The organism is Mesorhizobium sp. M0239 (assembly GCF_040321815.1).
In the GTDB taxonomy this organism is placed as follows: Bacteria; Pseudomonadota; Alphaproteobacteria; order Rhizobiales; family Rhizobiaceae; genus Mesorhizobium.
On record NZ_JAMYSG010000010.1, the window covers coordinates 42,420 to 61,139 of the forward strand.

At 64.4% G+C, this 18,720-nt stretch carries 16 protein-coding genes; 5 read left to right on the forward strand and 11 right to left on the reverse strand.

Going from position 1 to position 18,720, the window contains the following annotated elements:
• The first annotated feature begins 178 nt into the window (after positions 1-178).
• The 3 genes from NKI99_RS12375 to NKI99_RS12385 are packed head-to-tail and all read left to right on the forward strand — an operon-like array spanning position 179 to position 4,040.
• Positions 179-1,762 carry a sugar ABC transporter ATP-binding protein gene (locus NKI99_RS12375; protein WP_352610962.1) on the forward strand — a complete coding sequence of 528 codons (1,584 nt, stop codon included), beginning with the start codon at positions 179-181 and terminating at the stop codon, positions 1,760-1,762.
• Positions 1,759-3,075 carry an ABC transporter permease gene (locus NKI99_RS12380; protein WP_352610963.1) on the forward strand — a complete coding sequence of 439 codons (1,317 nt, stop codon included), beginning with the start codon at positions 1,759-1,761 and terminating at the stop codon, positions 3,073-3,075. The genes NKI99_RS12375 and NKI99_RS12380 overlap by 4 nt, the downstream gene beginning before the upstream one ends.
• A complete protein-coding gene (locus tag NKI99_RS12385) occupies positions 3,072-4,040 on the forward strand; it encodes a substrate-binding domain-containing protein (protein ID WP_127411071.1) in 969 nt (322 codons plus the stop codon). Before NKI99_RS12380 ends, NKI99_RS12385 begins: the two co-directional genes overlap by 4 nt.
• A 40-nt stretch (positions 4,041-4,080) precedes the next feature.
• Here NKI99_RS12385 and NKI99_RS12390 read toward each other — a convergent pair whose 3' ends face one another.
• From NKI99_RS12390 to NKI99_RS12415, 6 genes are read right to left on the reverse strand one after another with little or no spacing between them, the layout of a single operon-like run.
• Positions 4,081-4,542, reverse strand: coding sequence for a MarR family winged helix-turn-helix transcriptional regulator (locus NKI99_RS12390; RefSeq protein ID WP_352440585.1), 462 nt, complete (start codon positions 4,540-4,542; stop codon positions 4,081-4,083).
• Complete coding sequence (locus NKI99_RS12395; RefSeq protein ID WP_352610965.1) at positions 4,539-5,123, reverse strand: amino acid synthesis family protein; 585 nt, start codon at positions 5,121-5,123, stop codon at positions 4,539-4,541. The genes NKI99_RS12390 and NKI99_RS12395 overlap by 4 nt, the downstream gene beginning before the upstream one ends.
• Positions 5,116-6,000, reverse strand: a complete 885-nt coding sequence (locus NKI99_RS12400; protein ID WP_352610966.1) for a UPF0280 family protein — start codon at positions 5,998-6,000, stop codon at positions 5,116-5,118. The genes NKI99_RS12395 and NKI99_RS12400 overlap by 8 nt, the downstream gene beginning before the upstream one ends.
• Complete coding sequence (locus tag NKI99_RS12405; RefSeq protein WP_352610967.1) at positions 6,000-7,541, reverse strand: 6-hydroxynicotinate reductase; 1,542 nt, start codon at positions 7,539-7,541, stop codon at positions 6,000-6,002. The genes NKI99_RS12400 and NKI99_RS12405 overlap by 1 nt, the downstream gene beginning before the upstream one ends.
• Positions 7,538-10,372: a molybdopterin-dependent oxidoreductase gene (locus NKI99_RS12410; protein ID WP_352610969.1), complete on the reverse strand. Its 2,835-nt coding sequence runs from the start codon at positions 10,370-10,372 to the stop codon at positions 7,538-7,540. Before NKI99_RS12410 ends, NKI99_RS12405 begins: the two co-directional genes overlap by 4 nt.
• Positions 10,369-11,229: an FAD binding domain-containing protein gene (locus NKI99_RS12415; protein WP_352610970.1), complete on the reverse strand. Its 861-nt coding sequence runs from the start codon at positions 11,227-11,229 to the stop codon at positions 10,369-10,371. The genes NKI99_RS12410 and NKI99_RS12415 overlap by 4 nt, the downstream gene beginning before the upstream one ends.
• Before the next feature lie 304 nt (positions 11,230-11,533).
• Here NKI99_RS12415 and pncA point away from each other — a divergent pair, with 304 nt between their 5' ends.
• Entirely contained in the window at positions 11,534-12,148 is a 615-nt protein-coding gene (gene pncA, locus NKI99_RS12420) for a bifunctional nicotinamidase/pyrazinamidase (RefSeq protein WP_023810735.1), read from the forward strand.
• Positions 12,149-12,353: 205 nt separating this feature from the next.
• On the forward strand, positions 12,354-13,799 hold the full coding sequence (locus NKI99_RS12425) for a sodium:proton antiporter (protein ID WP_502905543.1): 1,446 nt from the start codon (positions 12,354-12,356) through the stop codon (positions 13,797-13,799).
• On the opposite strand, the gene NKI99_RS12430 is transcribed toward NKI99_RS12425, so the two are convergent.
• The 5 genes from NKI99_RS12430 to NKI99_RS12450 all read right to left on the reverse strand — a co-directional run bounded on the left by NKI99_RS12430 (position 13,800) and on the right by NKI99_RS12450 (position 18,613).
• On the reverse strand, positions 13,800-14,534 hold the full coding sequence (locus NKI99_RS12430) for an ABC transporter ATP-binding protein (protein WP_128304203.1): 735 nt from the start codon (positions 14,532-14,534) through the stop codon (positions 13,800-13,802). It lies immediately after the preceding gene.
• Complete coding sequence (locus tag NKI99_RS12435; protein ID WP_128304204.1) at positions 14,531-15,256, reverse strand: ABC transporter ATP-binding protein; 726 nt, start codon at positions 15,254-15,256, stop codon at positions 14,531-14,533. Before NKI99_RS12435 ends, NKI99_RS12430 begins: the two co-directional genes overlap by 4 nt.
• Entirely contained in the window at positions 15,253-16,215 is a 963-nt protein-coding gene (locus NKI99_RS12440; RefSeq protein ID WP_128304205.1) for a branched-chain amino acid ABC transporter permease, read from the reverse strand. The genes NKI99_RS12435 and NKI99_RS12440 overlap by 4 nt, the downstream gene beginning before the upstream one ends.
• On the reverse strand, positions 16,212-17,093 hold the full coding sequence (locus NKI99_RS12445) for a branched-chain amino acid ABC transporter permease (RefSeq protein ID WP_128304206.1): 882 nt from the start codon (positions 17,091-17,093) through the stop codon (positions 16,212-16,214). The genes NKI99_RS12440 and NKI99_RS12445 overlap by 4 nt, the downstream gene beginning before the upstream one ends.
• 215 nt (positions 17,094-17,308) lie before the next feature.
• Positions 17,309-18,613: an ABC transporter substrate-binding protein gene (locus tag NKI99_RS12450; RefSeq protein WP_352610972.1), complete on the reverse strand. Its 1,305-nt coding sequence runs from the start codon at positions 18,611-18,613 to the stop codon at positions 17,309-17,311.
• Between the last annotated feature and the right edge of the window lie 107 nt (positions 18,614-18,720).

Sequence of the window (18,720 nt, forward strand, 5' to 3'; positions counted from 1 at the left end):
GTCATTTTCGAAACGTTTCGCCACCCCTTGCTGGCCAATACGTACGGAATCCTGTCCTTTTAAGCAAGAATCGAATTGCATCAAACGCCCGGCACCTTATATCGGCTTGACATGATCGAAACGTTTAGATTAGCGTTTGCGGGAAATTGACGACGACGGAAGGGAGGCCGCCATTGTCATGCAAGAGAGCAATTCCCTTTCCCCGCAGCACGGTGCGGCTGATCGGTCGGACACCGTTCTGAGTGCCGAGCGCATTTCCAAGAGCTTCGGCGGCATCGCCGCGCTTGTCGATGTAGGCTTTGAGCTGCGTCGCGGCGAGGTTCATGCCTTGATGGGCGAGAACGGCGCCGGCAAGTCGACGCTGATGAAAATCCTCTCCGGCGTCTATACCGGCTATGAAGGCACGGTCAGCGTCGATGGCCGCCCCGTCAGCTTCGCCGGAGTGCGCGATGCCGAGGATGCCGGCATCGCCATCATTCATCAGGAACTCAACCTGGTGCCCGAACTCAGCGTCGCCGACAACATCTTCCTCGGCCGCGAGAAGCTGATCGCAGGGCTGATCGTCGACCGCAAGGCAAGCAGCCGCGCGGCGGGTGCTTTGTTGCAGCGGCTCGGCATCGAACTCGATCCGCAAGCCCGCGTCGGCGCCTTGCGTGTCGGCGAGCAGCAACTGGTCGAGATCGCCAAGGCGCTGTCGATGTCGGCGCGCATCCTGATCATGGACGAGCCGACCTCGGCGCTGTCGCCGGCCGAATGCCAGCGGCTGTTCCGCATCATCCGCCAGCTTGCCGACAGCGGAGTCGCCATCGTCTACATCTCGCACCGCATCGACGAGGTCGTGCATCTGGCCGGTCGCGTCACCGTGTTTCGCGACGGACGCCATGTGCTGACCGAGCCGATGGCCAGGCTCGACGAAGATGCGATCATTTCGGCGATGGTCGGCCGCAACCTGCTTGCTTCCTCCCAGGAAGAGCGCAACACCACTGGCATGACCGTGCTTTCGGTCGAAAACCTGTCGCTGTCGAAGCCCGATGCGCATGGCTGGCGCACGGTGATCGACGGCGTCGGCTTCGATCTTGCCGCTGGAGAAATCCTTGGCATTGGCGGGCTGCTGGGTTCGGGCCGCACCGAGATCCTGGAAGCGATCTTCGGTTCGAGCGATGGCCGCACCGGCGGCGAAATCCGTATCGACGGCCAGCGCATGGATATCCGTTCGCCGCGCGATGCAAGGCGGCTGGGCATCGCGCTGGTGACCGAGGATCGCAAGACGCAAGGGTTGCATCTGCAGGCTTCGATCGCGGACAATGTCGCGCTGCCGCTGGTCGGCTCGCTGGCCCGCTTCGGCATCCGCTCGCTGGCCGGCGAGCAGGGGCTGGCGCGGCAGGCGGTCGAGGCCCTCGGCATCCGCTGCCGGGACATCGATCAGCCCGCCGGTACGTTGTCGGGCGGCAACCAGCAGAAGGTCGTCATCGGCAAGTGGCTGGCAACCAGGCCAAGGGTGCTGCTGCTCGACGAGCCGACGCGCGGCATCGATGTCGGCGCCAAGCGCGAGATCTACGACCTGATCTTCAGGCTGGCGCGCGACGGCCTCGCCATCGCCGTCATCAGCTCCGAACTGCCGGAGCTGCTGCACCTCTCCGACCGCATCCTGGTGATGGCCGATGGCCGCCAGACAGGCATTCTTTCCCGCGACGCGGCCAGTGAGGAGGCCATCATGCGCCTCGCCGCCCCGCGCCGGACCATATCGAGACCAGCCGCATGACTGCCCTGAAACTCCTGTCCCGAACCAAGCTCTATTGGGGCCTGATCGCCATCTTCCTGATCGGCGTGCTCGGCTCGCCGATGAGCTCGAAGGGCAACAACATCTTCCTCTCCTACGGCAATCTGCTCGATGTGCTGCGCCAGGTGTCGACCACCGGCCTGATCGCCACCGGCATGACGGCTGTGATCATCACCGGCGGCATCGATCTCTCCGTCGGCTCGCTGATGGCTATCTGCTCGGTGGTCTGCGCCATGCTGCTGACGGTTCCAGGCGTGACACCAGGCGTCGTGCTGGGCGTGCCGACCGTCGCTTTGGTGGCGCTTTGCCTCGGTTTCGTCGTCACCCGTTTCATCTTCCAGAACCTGGCAAAATCCCGCGCCGGCGCCGATCTCCTCCGCGAGATCAGGCTGGACGGGATTCGTGGGGTGGTCACGCCCGCCGTCGTCGGCGTGGTCCTGTGCTGCCTGTCGCTGTGGTTTCTGCTGCCGCAGATCGAGCCGAAATTCGGCGTGCTCGGCGTGCTGCTGGTGGCGCCATGCGTCGGCTTGCTGTTCGGCGCGCTCAACGGCTTCATCATCGTTGCCGGGCGGCTGCAACCCTTCATCGTCACCTTGGCGATGATGGTGACGGCGCTCGGCATCGCACGGCTGACCGCCGGCCAGAACAATGCGGTGCTGCCGGTCTATACCGGCTCCAACGCGACCGCCGATTTCGAGATCCTGCGCTCGCTGGTGTTCGGCATCATCCCGATGCCGGGCCTGTTCTTCCTCGGCGCCATCCTGATCTATGGCGCGGTGCTGCGCTTCACGCCGTTCGGCCGCTATGTCTACGCCATCGGCGGCAACGAGGAGGCGGCGCGCCTCTCCGGCATCGCCGCCGGCCGCGTCAAGATCGCTACCTATGCTGTCTCCGGGCTGCTCGCCGGCATCGCCGCCGTGCTCTATGTCGCGCAGTACCGGCAAGGCAAGCCGGATGCCGGCGCCGGGCTGGAGCTCGATGCCATAGCCGCCGTGGTCATCGGCGGCACCAGCCTGATGGGCGGCCGCGGCAGTCTCACCGGCACGTTCTGCGGCGTGCTGATCTTCGGCCTGCTCTCCAACATCCTGCAGCTCCACAACATCAATTCGAACCTTCAGCTGGTGCTGAAGGGGATGATCATCATCGGCACCGTGCTCGTGCAGGAGCGCAATGCCGGTGATCTCCTGGCCTATCTGCGCCTGCCCGGCGGGCAATCGGCGCATAAGGAAACGGCCGCGGCAAAGCGGCCGTCGCAAGAGACACCGTCTCTCAATCTCGGAGGAAACAAAAAATGAAACGACGTGACATGCTGAAGCTTGCCGCCGTGACCGCGGCACTGCTGACCACCACCGCGCTTCTGACCACCGGCAATGCCTTCGCCCAGGACAAGAAGTGGAAGATCGGCTTCTCGCAGGTGACGACCATCGAGCCCTGGCGCGCGCAGTTCAACAAGGACATCCTGGCCGAAGCCGCCAAGCATCCCGAGGTCGAACTGATCATCACCGACGGCGAGGACAAGACCGAAAAGCAGGTCGCCGATGTCGAGAACCTGATCCGCCAGGAGGTCGATGCGCTGTTGGTGTCGCCGAAGGAATCTGCCGGCTTGACCGGCGTCGTGCAGCAGGCGATCGACGCCAAGATCCCGGTCTTCGTGCTCGACCGCAATGTCGACACCAAGGACTACACGCAGTTCGTCGGCGGCGACAACGCGCTGATCGGTCGCGCGGCCGGCGAATATGCCGTCGAACTGCTTGGCGGCAAGGGCAAGGCTGCAGGCAACGTCGTCGAGATCTGGGGCGGCATGGGCACCCAGCCGGCGCATGACCGCCACGACGGCTTCCACGAATTCACCGACAAGGAGCCGGGCATCAAATATCTGCTCGACCAGCAGTCGGGCGACTGGAAGCAGGACCAGGCCTATAATCTGATGGCCAACGCGCTGAAGAGCAACGAGAAGATCGATCTCGTTTACGGCCACAACGATCCGATGGCCTATGGCGCCTATCTCGCCGCCAAGGATGTCGGCCGCGAAAAGGACATCAAGTTCATCGGCATCGACGGCCTGCCCAACGAAGGCGTGCAGATGGTCAACAAGGGCGAGCTGACAGCCACCTTCACCTATGTCACTCCCGGCGCCGAAGGCCTGCGCCAGGCGATCAAGTTCCTCAACGGCGAGAAGGTCGAAAAGACCATCACTCTGCCGACCGAGAAGATCACCAAGGAAAACGCTGCCCAGGTGCTGAAGGACAACGGCCTCTGAGCCAAGCTTCCTGCCGGGTGCCTTTTTGGCGCCCGGCGGTCTAAGCCAGCTTCACCAGCAGCTTCATGAAGGTGGCGATCTCCTTGGCGGAGAGCGGCGCCAGCGTCTCCTGGGTGATCTCGCGCGCCAGCGGGATCAGGCGCTCGATCGCATCGCGGCCTGCCGCGGTCAGATTGACCAGAAGCCGTCTTTTGTCGACCTCGTGCTTGGAAAGCTCGACCAGGCCGCGCGCCTTCAGCCGGTCGATGACGCCCTTCACCGTCGCCGCATCCATCGCGATCAGCGTGCCGAGCTGGTTCTGCGAGGTCTCGCCGACGTCACGCAGCTTGGCCAACGCCGCGAATTGCGGCGGCGTCAGGTCGCCGATATGCGCGGCAAAGATCGCGACATGGCGCTGATGCGCCTTGCGCAGGATGAAGCCGACCTGCTCCTGCAGGAGGTAATCCTGGTCGTCCGGCGCCTCGACCTCGACCAGCTTGAGCAGATTGTCCTCGCCGCTCACCGCAAGCCATCCCAGGCTTTGATGTCATCGGCCGCGAGACCACCCATGCGATCGTGGATGCGCGGGCCGCAGGTCATGGCGAGGCAGAACAGGATCTCGTCGGGGCGCGGACCATCGGACATGCCGACTTCCATGGCGTCGAAATGGCTGCGCACATAGGCGGCGTTGATGTGGCCGAGCGGCACGTCGAGCTTCGAACCGAAAGCGCCGACCTTCTTCGCCGATGGCACGATCGCCTTGGCGTCGCCGAGCCGCTCGCGCATGGCGTAGCCGCCGGGCACATGCCACAGCGCGCCGTGTTCCAGCTCACCCGCCGTGCCGACAATGGCGCCCTTGCCGTAGCCGTCGATCTGCTTGACGTCGCCGCCGAGCGCCGCGATCAGCCGGTCGACGAGCAGCAGGCCGAGCGGCTTGAGATCGTCCATGGCGCTCTGCAGCTCCTCGACATAGCGCCCGGCGAACGGGTTTTTCACGAGCGCCATGGCGGCGGCGCGGCGGCGCGGCACCCTGGCCACCGGCCCGCCCTCGTGAAAAATCGCTTCGGTCAGCACCGCGATCTTGCGGATCGGAAACTCAGGCATGGGCAACCTCCTCCCTCGAACTTTTGTTGGGCGCGGCAAGCGCAACCGAGCCACTGATGCGGGCCTCACCGCCAAGAAACAACGCCGATCCGGCAATGAGGCCGCGCCGGCGAAAATCTTCGGCGACGGCAAGGCCATTGTCCAGCGCCTGCGTCACTTCGCCAGGTGCAAGCGTGCCGACGTGTTGGGTCACCAGCAGCGAGCCAAGATCGCTGTCGGGCGACAGTTCATGTGCGGAAATGCGTCTGATGGCGGGATTGCCAGGCAGGTCCACTGCGTTGGCAATGAGGGTCGCCGCCGCATCGGCCTCGGCGCCGGTCCGCGCGAGCACGGTGACGGCGTCGGCAATGCCAAGCGAGAAGGAGCGGCCGCGCCAGCCGCTGGTGGCAACGCCACGAACGCCATCTTCCGCGCGGATCGTGATCCGGTCGGCCATGCCGTTGCCGGTGCCGGCGACCGCCAATCCCATCGACTGTCCCCTGCCGATATGGATTGCGCAGTCGCCACCGTTGTTGACATAGGCGCGATCGAGCTTGCGACCCTCAAGCAATGCGGCGAGCATTTCGTCGGCTACCGATCCCGCGACGGCGGCCATCGGTGTTATGAAGCATTCCGCCAGGGGCATGACGGCTGCCTCCATGCGGCGCGCCGTCGGGCCGGCGAATGTGCGCGGCGCCAGGAAAAACGCCGGCAGCCGCAATTCGGGGAGTTCCTCGACCAGCTCCATCAGGATCGTCTGGAACCGCGCTACGGCTTGTTCATAGGCTCGGCGGCATTCATCCGCCTCACCAAAAACCTCGACGATCAGGTCGATCGGCCCGTGGTTGAGATGCAGCCGCCTGCCGTCCTGCAGCCAATGGGCTTGCGGACCTTGCATCACCCGGCCCCGTTCGGGCCGGCACGACGTAGCTGCGCGAGTGGCGGCCATGGATTGTTGGCTTCGGCGCCGGTGCCGCGGCGCGGATTCAGGTACTCACCGCCTTTTGCGACAATGTCCTCGACGCTGCGTATCTCGGCCTCGTAGCCGCCGAGCCTGACATAGTCGTCGCGGCGCAGCGTGAACTCGATCGGGGCCACCAGCGCCGGCGTCGGCACATAGCCGAAGGCGCCTTCCGGCACTCGTGTGACATCGACCATCAGCGTGATGCCGCCGCCCGGCCAAACATAGACCGGCGCGCCGCCGACCGTCACATAGGTCTTCAGGCCCTGAACCGAGCGGGTGAGATTGACCGGGTTTTCGGTGACGCCGGCCCGCAGCGAACCGCCGGCACCGCCGATGAACAGCACCGTGCACAAAGCCGGCTCGCAATTGTCCTCGATCAGGCCGACCGACTTTTGCAGCCGTTCGGGGAAAGGTTTTTGCACCGGTTTCAGCTCGTCATCGAGCTCGTAATAGGCGAACTGCTCGCCGGTGGTCGACACCATCAGCAGCGACAGACCCGGCCGCGCGCCTTTCTTGGCATTCCATTCGCCGAGGATCGACAGTGGGTCGGAAATGCTGGTGCCGCCCCAGCCGAGACCGGGTTCGGAGACCTTGAAATAGCGGCCCGGCGTCGAACGACGGCCGATTATTTTTATACCCGTTTCCTGCCAGTCCAGCACCTTGCCAGCCTGGTGCTCGGAAACGACGCCGGTGATGTGGTCGTCGACCACCACCACCTCGTCGACCAGACCGCGCCATTGCGTGGCGAACATGCCGATGGTGGCCGAGCCGCAGCCGACGCGCATGCGGTGTTCCTGCTTGCCGTCGATGACAGGCGCCTTGCCGGCTTCGACTGTTATGGTGGCGCCGCCGTCGATGGCCAGTTCCACCGGCTTGCGGTTGCACAGATTGAGCAGAGCGTCGCAGGTGGCGCGGCCCTCGGCCTTGGAGCCGCCGGTCAGGTGATGCACACCGCCCAGCGACAGCATCTGCGAGCCATATTCTCCCGTCGTGACATGGCCGATCGCTTCGCCTTGCGATCGCACGACAGCCGTTTCGGGTCCGATATGACGGTCGGTGTCGATCTTCACCTTGACGCCGCAATACGAAAAAATGCCTTCGGTGACCACGGTCACGAGATCGACGCCTTCGACTTCCTGGCTGACGATGAACGGGGCCGGCTTGTAGTCGGGATAGGTGGTGCCGGCGCCGATTGCCGTGACGAAGCGGCGGCCGGTGTTGACCAGTTCGCCGTCCCAGGCCTCGCCTTCGGCAATGAACGGCACGATTGCCGCGCCGGTCTCGGCCGCATGGTCGAGGATCGTCAGCGGGTCCATCCGCACGATCCTGCCGCCGACATTGCCGTAGCGGTCGCAGGCGCCCGTGCGCCCATCCGCGATGTAGCACATCACCGGACAGGCATCGCAGCGGATCTTCTCCGCCACCAGCTTCTCGCCGGGATCATGGGTTTCGAAGCGTTCGGCAAGCTCGCTCATCGGCGTGCCTCCTTTTCGCGGATGCCATCTTTTTCGCGGATGCCAGCGCGGATACGCGTCGGCGTCGCCGGTATCTTGGTGACCAGGACGCCGGTGGCGTGGCGGATGGCATTGAGGATTGCCGGTGCCGTCGGGATCAGCACATGCTCGCCCAAACCCTTGGCACCGAAGGGTCCTTCCGGGTCCGGAACTTCAATGAGAATGGTCTCGATCGGCGGCACGTCGCCAATGGTCGGGATGAGATAGTCGTGCAGATTCTCGGTGCGGCCGGGGATGTACTCTTCCATCAGCGCCATGCCGATGCCTTGCGCGATACCGCCTTCGATCTGGCCCTCGGCCAGCAGCGGGTTGATCGCCTTGCCGACATCGTGCGCGGCGGTGATTTTCAGCAGCTTCACCGTGCCGAGCTTGAGGTCGACCTCCAGTTCGGCGATCTGCGCGCCATAGCCGTAAACGGCATAGGGCTTGCCCTGTCCTTTGGCATCGAGCGGCAGTGTCGGCGGATCGTAGGTCTCCTCAGCACGGAAGACGAAGCCTTCGGTATCCACATCCAATGTCGCGAGATCGATGCGGCGCGTGGCTTCGCCTTCGCGGATGACGATCGCGGGGCCGTCGAGTTGCAGGGCTGCGTTTTCGGAAACATTGGCAAATCGCAGGATCTTTTCGCGCAAGGCGCGGCCGGCCTTTTCGGCTGCCTTGCCGGTGACGAAAGTCTGGCGCGAGGCCGAGGTCTTGCCGGCGTCGGGAGTGATGGCTGTGTCGGCGCTCTTCAGTTGGAATTTCTCCAACGGCAGGCCGAGAGCGTCGGCGCAGATCTGGGTGATGACGGTGTTGGAACCCTGGCCGATATCGACGGCGCCCTGGTGCAGGATGACCGCGCCGTCGGCCGCGATGCCGACCCGGATTGTCGACGGGTTGGGCAGCGAGGTGTTGCCGCAGCCATACCAGCAGGACGCGACGCCAACGCCGCGCTTTCTATCCCTGTTGGCACTGTTGAATGCATCCGCATCAGCCGTCGCGCGCACCCAATGCGGCTGCAGCGATTCGAGGCATTCGGCAATGCCGACGCCGGACTCCAGAAGCTGCCCGGTAACCGTTTCGGAACCGTTCCGAAGGCAGTTCCTCAAGCGGAAGTCGAGCCGGTCCATGCCGAGCTTGCCGGCCAGCTCGTCATAGAGCGTCTCCTGCATGATCGTCGCCTGCGGCACGCCGAAGCCGCGGAAGGCACCGGAAATTGGCCCATGCGTGTGAATGGCGCGGCCTTCGGCGCGGTAATTCGGCGTCGCGTAGGGTCCGGAGGCGTGCACCGGCACGCGGTTGGCCACGGTAGGGCCCCAGCTTGCATAGGCGCCGGTGTTGAAGTCACCTTCGAAGATCATGCCGGTGACAAGGCCGTCGGCATCGGCGCCGATGGTCGCTTTCATCCCGGCCGGATGGCGCTTGGTGGTCGACATCATCGATTCGTTGCGGGTGTAGGCGAGTGCCGCCGGCCGCCCCGTCTTCAGCGCCACCAGGCCGATCAGCGGCTGCAACGAAACGTCGAGTTTGGAACCGAAACCGCCGCCGGTCGCGGTCGGCACGATGCGCACCTTGTCGACGGCAAGGCCGAGCACCTTCGCCGTCTCGTCGCGGTCCATATAGGGCGCCTGGGTGCAGGCGACGACGACCAGCGTGTCGCCGTCCAGATAGGCATAGCCGGCTTCCGGTTCGATATAGGCGTGCTCGACATAGGAGGTGTCGATGGCGCCGGACACGGTGAACGCAGCGCCGGCAAGCGCCGTCTCGGGGTCGCCGCGTTCGACCAGGCCGGAGGTGAGCAGGTTCGCCGGCCGACTTTCATGGATCAGCGCCGCACCTTCGGCCTGCGCTTCGGCGGGTTGCAGAAAATGCGGCAGTTCGCTCCAGCGGATAGGAAAATCCGACAGGTCGAGATCGAGGATCGCCTCGCGCTCGCCGGCGACCAGCGCCACCGCCTCGCCGCGAAGACGAGTAAAACCTTCGGCCAGCGCCGGCTGGTCGGCGAATGGGCCGATAGCGCCGAAACAGTTCTTTCCCGGAATGTCGGCGGCGGTGAAGACCCCGGCGATGCCAGGATGCTGTTTCGCCCAGCCGTCGAGGTCGCCGAAGGCGAAAGCGGCGTGATAATGCGGCGAGCGGACCACCAGCACGGCCAGCGCATCGGCGGGGAAGGAATCGCCGCCGAATTTCTCAGCCCCGGTGACCTTCGGCACGCCGTCGAGTCGGATCGGCGAGGAGCCGATCGCGTGGCCGGATGGAGGCAAGCGGAAATCCAGGCTTACTGCCTGCACGGAGGCATCCATCACTGCGGCAATGATCTTCCGGTAGCCGGTGCAGCGGCACAGAATTCCGCCGAGCGCGTCCTGTACCTCGACCTCGGTGGGGCTCGCCTTCTTCTCCAGCAACGCCGTCGCCGCAACCAACAGGGCGGGCGTGCAGATCCCGCACTGCGCGGCGCCGTAGGCGAGGAAAGAGGCCTGCAACGCCGACAGCCGGCCGTTGGAAAGCCCTTCGACTGTCGTCACCGATGCGCCGGCAGCGGAAGCCGCCGGCATCAGGCAGGCGCAGACGGGATCGCCGTCGACCAGCACCGTACAGGCGCCGCAATCGCCGGCATCGCAGCCGACCTTGGTGCCGGTCAGCCCCAGTTCGTCGCGCAGCACCAGAGACAGCCGGCGCAGCGGCGGCACATTGACCGAGACGGCGGCGCCGTTGACCTCGAAGACGATATCGGCGCGCGCAGCGCCGAAGCCTGGCTGGGCACTGCTCGGATCGGGCAAGGCTTCACGCGCGTCAGGCTGAATTTGGCTCATGCCGCCACCTCTTCGCAAGTCGTCCGGCCCACAGCCGCGAGCACGGCGCGGGCAACAATCTCGCGCACCGCATCGAGCCGGTATTCGGCGCTGCCGCGCACATCGGCGATCGGCGACAGTTCGCTCATCGGCGCGGACAGGACCGCAAAGGCAAGTCCGCCATCCGCCGGCAGCCCGCACAACGCGGCTTCGACGCCGGCCAGCCGCCTGGCCACCACCGAGCAGGAGCCGGCGGCGACCGCCGCTTGCCGGACAAGGCCGTTTTCGACGACCAGACGTGCCGCCACCATGGCAATGGAAATGACGAGATAACGGCGCGCGCCGAGCTTGACGAAAGCCGACATGCCCGTAGCAGTGGGTCTCGGCACGCGGATGGCCGTGACCATCTCACCGGGCAGCAGAGCCGTTCGGCGGTTGCCGAGAATGAAGTCCTGCAGCGGCAGGTGCCGCGTGGCTGCCACCGAGCGCAGCTCGACCTCGGCATCGAGGACGAGCAGGGCAGGCACACCGTCGGCGGCCGGCGACGCGTTGCAGACATTGCCGGCGACCGAGGCGACGTTCTGGATCTGCACCGAGCCGACCTCGCGCGCCGCCTGTTTCAAGGCATCGAAGGCCGGCGGCAAGGGGTGGCGGACGATGTCGGTCCAGGTCGTGCGCGCGCCGATGACGAAATGGTCGCTCGTCTCGGCAATGCCGCGCAGCGAACCCAGGCCGTTAATGTCGAGAACATTGTCGCGGAAGGGTTTGCTGCCCTGTGCCGGATAGAAATCGGTGCCGCCGGCAAGGATGCGCCAGGCGCCCTCGCCAAGCAAAGCGAGCGCTTCGTCGACCGAGGTGGGTTTCGCGTAACGGATCACGCTTTGCCTTCCAGAAAAGGAACTTTCCGAATCCGGTATTTCCGGCGTTCAAGCCGAGAAATTCATTCGTATGCAAATGATATCAAGCCCGCAGGATTTGTCAAAGCCGGAGTTTGCAGCGACCCGGCCGGCACGCATTTGTTATGTCGCGAGAGGTTGACGCCGCCGGCCATCTGGTCAAGTTTCTGCGTCCGGTCTGTTATGTCGCGAGAGGTTGACGCCGCCGGCCATCTGGTCAAGTTTCTGCGTCCGGTCGCGTCAGCGGCATTTTCCACTGGAGCCTGCATACGGAAGAGGAAAGCCCATGGCCGACGAAGCGCTTGTCGTCATCGACCTGCAGAACGATTTTTGTCCGGGCGGCGCGCTGGCGATTGCTGGCGGCGATGAGATCGTGCCGCTGGTCAACGACCTGATCCGGCGAACCGACCATGTCGTGCTGACGCAGGACTGGCATCCCGCCGGTCACTCCAGCTTTGCTTCGAGCCATCCGGGCGCGCATCCCTTCACCATGATCGAGATGCCGTACGGCCAGCAGACGCTGTGGCCGGACCACTGCATCCAGGGCAGCTTGGGCTCCGATTTCCATTCCGGCCTCGCCTGGACCAAGGCCGAACTCGTCATCCGCAAGGGATTCCGGCCTGATATCGACAGCTACTCGGCCTTCTTCGAAAACGATCGCACGACACAGACCGGCCTTGCCGGCTACCTCCGGGAGCGCGGCATCGACACGCTGACCCTGGTCGGGCTGGCGACCGATTTCTGCGTTGCCTTCTCGGCGCTGGACGCCGTTAGCCAGGGCTTTAAAACCATAGTGCGGCTCGATGCCTGCCGCGGCATCGATCTCAACGGCTCGCTCCATGCCATGCTGCAGCGCATGCGCGACGCCGGCGTGACGCTCGAAGACCCTTTGTCGGATTGAACGGATCGTGGGGCAACAGGTAGAGATCCGATGTTTAAAGGCAGGATTGTCGCCTTCGGTGAAGGTCCCCCTCACCCGGATTGCCAGCCGAATTGCGAAGGGCAATTCGGGGCGATCCGACCTCTCCCCTAGGGGAGAGGAGGCTGCCGGCGCCGAAGCTCGTCTCTTCTCCCCAACGGGGAGCAGATGGCCGCGTAGCGGCCGGATGAGGGGGCCTTTTTCATATCCGATTCCCCTGTTGGCTGCATGCGCTGCGATAATTGCCGCTACGCTGTTTCCGGCACAAGCTTTCGCGGCGGAGGAACACGGCCTGCCCGGCGCTTCGATGTCGCTGTGGTGGACGCTGCCCTTTGCCGGGCTGCTGTTGTCGATCGCCACCGGTCCGCTGCTGTTTCCTCATGTCTGGGAGCATCACTACGGCAAGATCGCGGCCCTTTGGGGCGCTCTGGTGGTCCTGCCGCTGGCGGTTGCCGTCGGTGTCCCCACAGCGACCGAAGCGGTGCTGCATGCGTTGCTCACCGAATACATGTCGTTCATCATCCTGCTGTTTGCGCTGTTCACCATTTCGGGCGGCATTCTCATTGCCGGCAACATTCACGGCACGCCGCTGGTGAATGCCGGCCTGCTGCTGGTCGGCGCGCTGCTGGCCTCGGTGATCGGCACGACCGGTGCCTCGATGATCCTGATCCGGCCGATCATCCGCGCCAATGATAACAGGCCGTTCAACGCCCATGTTGTCATCTTCTTCATCTTCCTCGTCTCCAACATCGGCGGCTCGCTGACACCTTTGGGTGACCCGCCTTTGTTCGTCGGTTTCCTCAGAGGCGTCGATTTCTTCTGGACGACCGCCAACCTCTGGCGCGAAACGCTGTTCGTCGGCGGCGTCGTGCTGGCCGTCTTCCTGGGCATCGACATCATCCTGCACCGGCGCGAGGCTGGCGCGCCGAAGATCAAGGATCCGACACCGGATACCAAGGTGCGTCTGCGCGGCCTGGCCAACCTTCCGCTGCTGGCGGGCGTGATCGGCGCCATCCTGCTGTCGGCGGCCTGGAAGCCGGGCGTCAGCTTCTCCGTGTTCGGGGTCAGCCTGGAACTGCAGAATCTGGTGCGCGACGCTCTCATCCTGGCGCTTGCCCTCGTTTCACTTGCCATTTCGCGCAAGGAATACCGCGAAGCCAACGGCTTCAACTGGGGTCCGATATCAGAGGTGGCCAAATTGTTTGCCGGCATCTTCATCTGCATCGTGCCGGTCGTCGCTATCCTGAGGGCCGGCCATGAGGGCGCGCTGGCGCCGTTGGTCGCCCTCGTCACTTCGCCCTCGGGAGGGCCCAATGACCTCGCCTATTTCTGGCTGACAGGGGCGCTGTCATCCTTCCTCGACAATGCGCCGACCTATCTGGTGTTCTTCGAGCTTGCCGGCGGCGACCCCCGGCACCTGATGACGGAATTCGCCTCGACTTTGGCGGCGATCTCCGCAGGCGCGGTGTTCATGGGTGCCAACACCTATATCGGCAATGCGCCGAACTTCATGGTCTACGCCATCGCCAGGCATCGCGGCGTCAAGATGCCGGGCTTTTTCGGCTATATGGCATGGTCGGGCCTGGTGCTGATCCCGACATTTTTGGTAACGGGTTTTCTGTTCTTCGGCTGATCAGCCCACGCCGACATAACGGCGCACCGCCGACGGGTCGGCACGCAATTCCTCGACATCGACCGTCTCGCGATTGCGGCCGTTCTCGATGAAGGCAACGCGGTCGGCGACCGAAAGCACCGCATCGACGCGCTGTTCGACCAGGATCGTCGAGACCCCCATGTCGCGCAGCTTCGACACCGTCTCGCGGATCTTGGCGATCATCGACGGCATCAGGCCCTCCGTCGGCTCGTCGAGCAGCAGCACTTGCGGTTCGAGGCAGAGTGCGCGTGCCATCGCCAGCATCTGCTGTTCGCCGCCGGACAGTGTGCCTGAACGTTGCCGCAGCCGCTGGCGCAGCAGCGGAAAGAGGTCGAGCACATTTTCACGCGTCGCCTTGCCCTTGCCGCGCGCCATCAGGCCGATCTCGATGTTTTCCGCCACCGTCATCTCGGCGAACAGCCGCCTTCCCTGCGGCACATAGGCGACGCCGGCCTTGGGCACTTCATGTGCCGGTAGCCGAGTCAATTCCTGACCGTCGAGCCTGATCGAGCCGGCGCTCGAGGGAACCAGCCCCATGATGGCTTTGAGCGTCGTCGTCTTGCCGGCGCCGTTGCGGCCGAACAGGCACAGCACCTCGCCCTTGTTCAGCACCAGGTCGAGGCCATAGAGCACCTGGACCTCGCCATAGAAGCAGTCGAGCCCCGAGATGGTGAGTGCTTGAGACGTCGCCTCGGCCTTGTTTGTCTCGGTCATGGGGCGGTCCCTAGATAGGCTTCCTGCACCGCCACGTTCCCGCGGATTGCTTCGGGCGTGCCTTCGGCGAGGATCTTGCCGGCGTTGAAGACGGTGATGCGGTCGGCCAGTTGCATGACCACGGGCATGTTGTGCTCGATCAGAAGCACGGTGGCATTTTTGGCGATCTCGCGCACCAACGTGATGAAATTGTCGATCTCAGAGTCGGCCAGGCCTTGCGTCGGTTCGTCGAGGATCAGCAGGCGCGGCTTCAGCGCCAGGCCCATCGCCACTTCCAGCAGGCGCTGATGGCCGTAGGACAATTGGCCGGCCGGCATGTGGGCACGATCGGCCAGGCCGGTGCGTTCGAGCGCGGTCATGACAGCGGCCTGTATCGCGCTCTTGGAATGGCCATGCCGCAGCGTCAGCTGCACGGGCAACGCGACGTTGGCGTAAACGGACAGGTTGGCATAGACGCTGGTGAGCTGGAAGGTGTAGGCGATACCCCTGCGGACCCTGACATAGGCAGGCAGATTGGTGATGTCGGCGCCGTCGAAGACGATCATGCCGGCAGACGGCTGGATGCGGCCGCTGACCAGGCTGACGAAGGTGGTTTTCCCCGCCCCGTTGGGGCCGATCACGGCGCGGATTTCGCCGGGCATCAGCGCGAAATCGACATTGTCGACGGCGCGCAGGCCGCCGAAGTTGCGCGACAGGCCCTTGGTGGTCAAAAGCGGCATCATGGCAGCCACCCGAGCCAGCGCTGGCGGATGCTGCCCAGAATGCCCTTTGGGAAAAAAAGCACCAAAAGGATGAGCGCGATGCCGACTATCAGCAGATAGGCGGAGGTGTAGCCGCTGGTGATATCGATGACATAATACATGAACAGCGTGCCGATCAGCGGCCCGAGCGTTGTGGCAGCACCCCCCAGCAGCACCCACAGCAGCGGCAGGATCGAATACTGCACCGAAGCGAAACTCGATCCGACATAGCCGAACAGCAGCGCGTAGGCGGCGCCCGAGGCAGCGCAGATGGTGCCGGAGATGACGACGGCGGTGAGCTTGTTGGAGAAAGTGTCGTATCCCAGCATCTTCGTCCGCTCCTCGTTCTCGCGGATGGCGACCAGCACGCGGCCATAGCGGGAGCGGACCATGGCCAACTTGACGAGAAGCACGATCGAAAACAGCCCGAGCGCTGTCAAGTAGCGCACCGTTGGATTGGTGAGTTCGAGCGATGTCGTGCCGAAGCTAAGCACCCGCGCCGGCTGCGGGACGACCATGCCCTGGTCGCCGCCAGTCCACGTCGCGAAATAAAGAATGAGGAGATAAAAAACCTGGGCGAACATCATGGTGACGATCATGAAGGCGACGCCCGAGGCGCGGAGCGCCAGCAGGCCGATCACCAGCGCCAGCACAGCGCCGCAGGCAATTCCGCTGAGGAAAGCCGCTGGTACGCCCCAGCCAAGCTGGATGACAGCAAGGCCGGCGCCATAGAGACCGGCGGCAAAGAACATGGCGTGGCCGAGGCTGAGCAGGCCGACATAGCCGAACAGCATGTTGTAGCCCATGGCAAAGACCGCCAGCACCATGATGCGGGCAAGCAGTCCGTGATAGTACTCCGGCAGCAGGAAGCTCAGCACGAAGAGCAGCGCGATGACGCCGAGATGCAGGGCATAGGCTTTTGCCGGCGAAGCTTCGCTCATCGCGATGCCGTCCCGAACAGGCCTTGCGGGCGGAACACCAGCACCATGGCGACCAGCAGCGTTGCGATGATCTTGGCCAAAGTCGGCGAGAAAAACATCGAGATGATGCCGTCGGAGAGGCCGATCAGCACGGCGGCGACGACCGTGCCGCGCAGCGAGCCGAGGCCGCCGATGATGACGACGATAAAGGAGAGCAGCAGCGGATCCTGTCCCATCAGATAATGCGCCTGGCTGATCGGCACGATCAGCACCGCGGCAATGGCCGCCAGCATGGCCCCAAGCGCGAAGACGCCGCCATAGACACGGCCGACAGGGATGCCGAAGGCTTGCGCCGTTTCGCTGTCATACTGCGTGGCGCGCATGACGAGGCCGATCCTGGTGCGCGTCAGCACCAGCCATGTCGCGGTGAGCAGCAGCGCGGAAGCGGCGATAACAGACAGTTTGTAGCCGGAGTAACCGAACCAAGGCAAAAGGATGCGGTAGCTGAACGGCGGCTCCACCGGCCGCGCCTCCGGGCCGTAAAAAGTCAGCGCCAATTGCTGGATGATGTAGAGCATGCCGATGGTGGCGACGATGGTGGCTTCCGGATTGTAATTGAGCCGGCGCAGCACCAGCCGTTCGGCGACCAACGCAATGGCGCCGACGATCAGCGGCGCAATCACCAGCGCCGCCAGGAAGCCGAGCACAGGGTGACCGCCGATGGCCGTGGTGATCGCCCAGGCGAGCACCGCGCCCAGCATGAAGAACTCGCCATGCGCGACATTGACCACCCGCATGACGCCGAACACCAGGGACAGCCCGAGCGCGGTCAGCGCCAGCACCGCGGATGTGACGAGGCCTTCGAGGGCGGCGAGGAGAAGGTGGGGACCGAAGTGCATCGGCTACGCACCGGCGGATGCGCGAGGCACCCCCCTCTGTCCTGCCGGACATCTCCCCCGCAAGGGGGGAGATTGGATGTCCTCACTGGTTTCGCCAACCATCAACGCTCGCAGATGGGCGCCGCCGCACGAACTGCCGATCTCCCCCCATGCGGGGGAGATGTCCGGCAGGACAGAGGGGGGTGCCTTGGCGCTCACGCTGCTGAAGCTAAGCCTCACAGCGCCTGCGTCGTGTAATCCCCCTCGGCCTCGTAAAGCCCGTCTTCGATCTTGGTCTTGTGCACGACCTTGAGCTTGCCGCCTTCGACCTTGGAGATGTTCTGGATGCCGAAGCACTGGTGGATCTTGCCGTTGAAGGTTTTCGGCCCCTGCGGATGCTCGGCACCTTCGGCGAATTCGGTCAGGGCTTCGGTCGCCTCGACCAGCTTGGCGCGGTCTTCCGGTCCCTTGTAGCCGGCATCTTCCATCGCCTTCTTGACGACGTAGAGCGTCTCCCAGCAGCCGAACATGTGGGCTGCGGTGGAGACGTCCTTGGGGTCGCCGACGGCCGCACCATCGTCGTCGATGCCGACGGCGGTGCGATAGGCCTTTTGCGCCTCGGAATCATCGGCCTGCGCATAGCGCGGCGAGCCTTCCCAGAAATGGCTGCCGTCGAGGAATTCGAGGCCGGGGCTGTTGATGTCGGTGGCCTCGAGCGAATCGATGAAGCCGAACAGTTGCGGCCGGTTGGAGCCGTAGAACTCCCCGAGCTCCTTGACGAAGGTGAGCACGGCCGGGCCGACCATGACGTGGTAGATCACCTCGGTCTCGGCCGGGATCTGCGGGAAGTATTTGGTGAAGGACGATTCCGTCGGCGGAATGGCGATCTGCGCGATGACCTCGGCGCCTTGCGCCTTCAGTGCCGGCGGCAGGTAGTCGCGATGGTCGTAGCCGAAGGCGAAATCGGGGAAGATCTGCGTCACCTTCTTGCCGACATTGGCCGCGATCCACGGCGCCATCGACTGGATCTGGCTCTTCACGTCGGTGATGCCGGGCTGGAAGACATAGCGGTTCAGCTTTGTCGAGGCGACGTGATGGCCTTCGCTGACGACGAAATAGGGCATCTTGTTTTCGCCGGCGGCGGGCGCCGAGCCGATGACGACATGCGAGAACAGCGTGCCGAAGACGATGTCGGTCTTGTGCTGGGTGGCGAACTTGCCGACCACCTCGGCGCCACGGCCGGGGTCGGTGCCGTCATCCTCGATGATCACCTCGACCTGGCGGCCATTGATGCCGCCGGCGGCGTTGATCGCCTTCACCGCGGCAGCCGTCGTCTTCTCATACCAGCGGCCGTAGGCGGCGCCGATGCCGGTGCGGTGCGACTGGAAGCCGATCTTGACCGGCGCGGAACTCTGCGCCTGGGAATAGCGGACGAAGCCCGGCGCGACGGCGAGGCCGGCGCCCGCGGCCAGGCCCTTCAGCGCCGTGCGGCGGGTGAGGCCAGTCTTGGAGAGGTCGAAAAATCCGTTCTTGTCAGCCATGTTCGTTCCCCTGTTTTCAGTTTTGACCAACGATAAGGCGGCTTCGGCATCCTCGCTTAGAGGACGCAAAAAATTGCATGTGTACAAACTAAATCATCAAAGCCTCG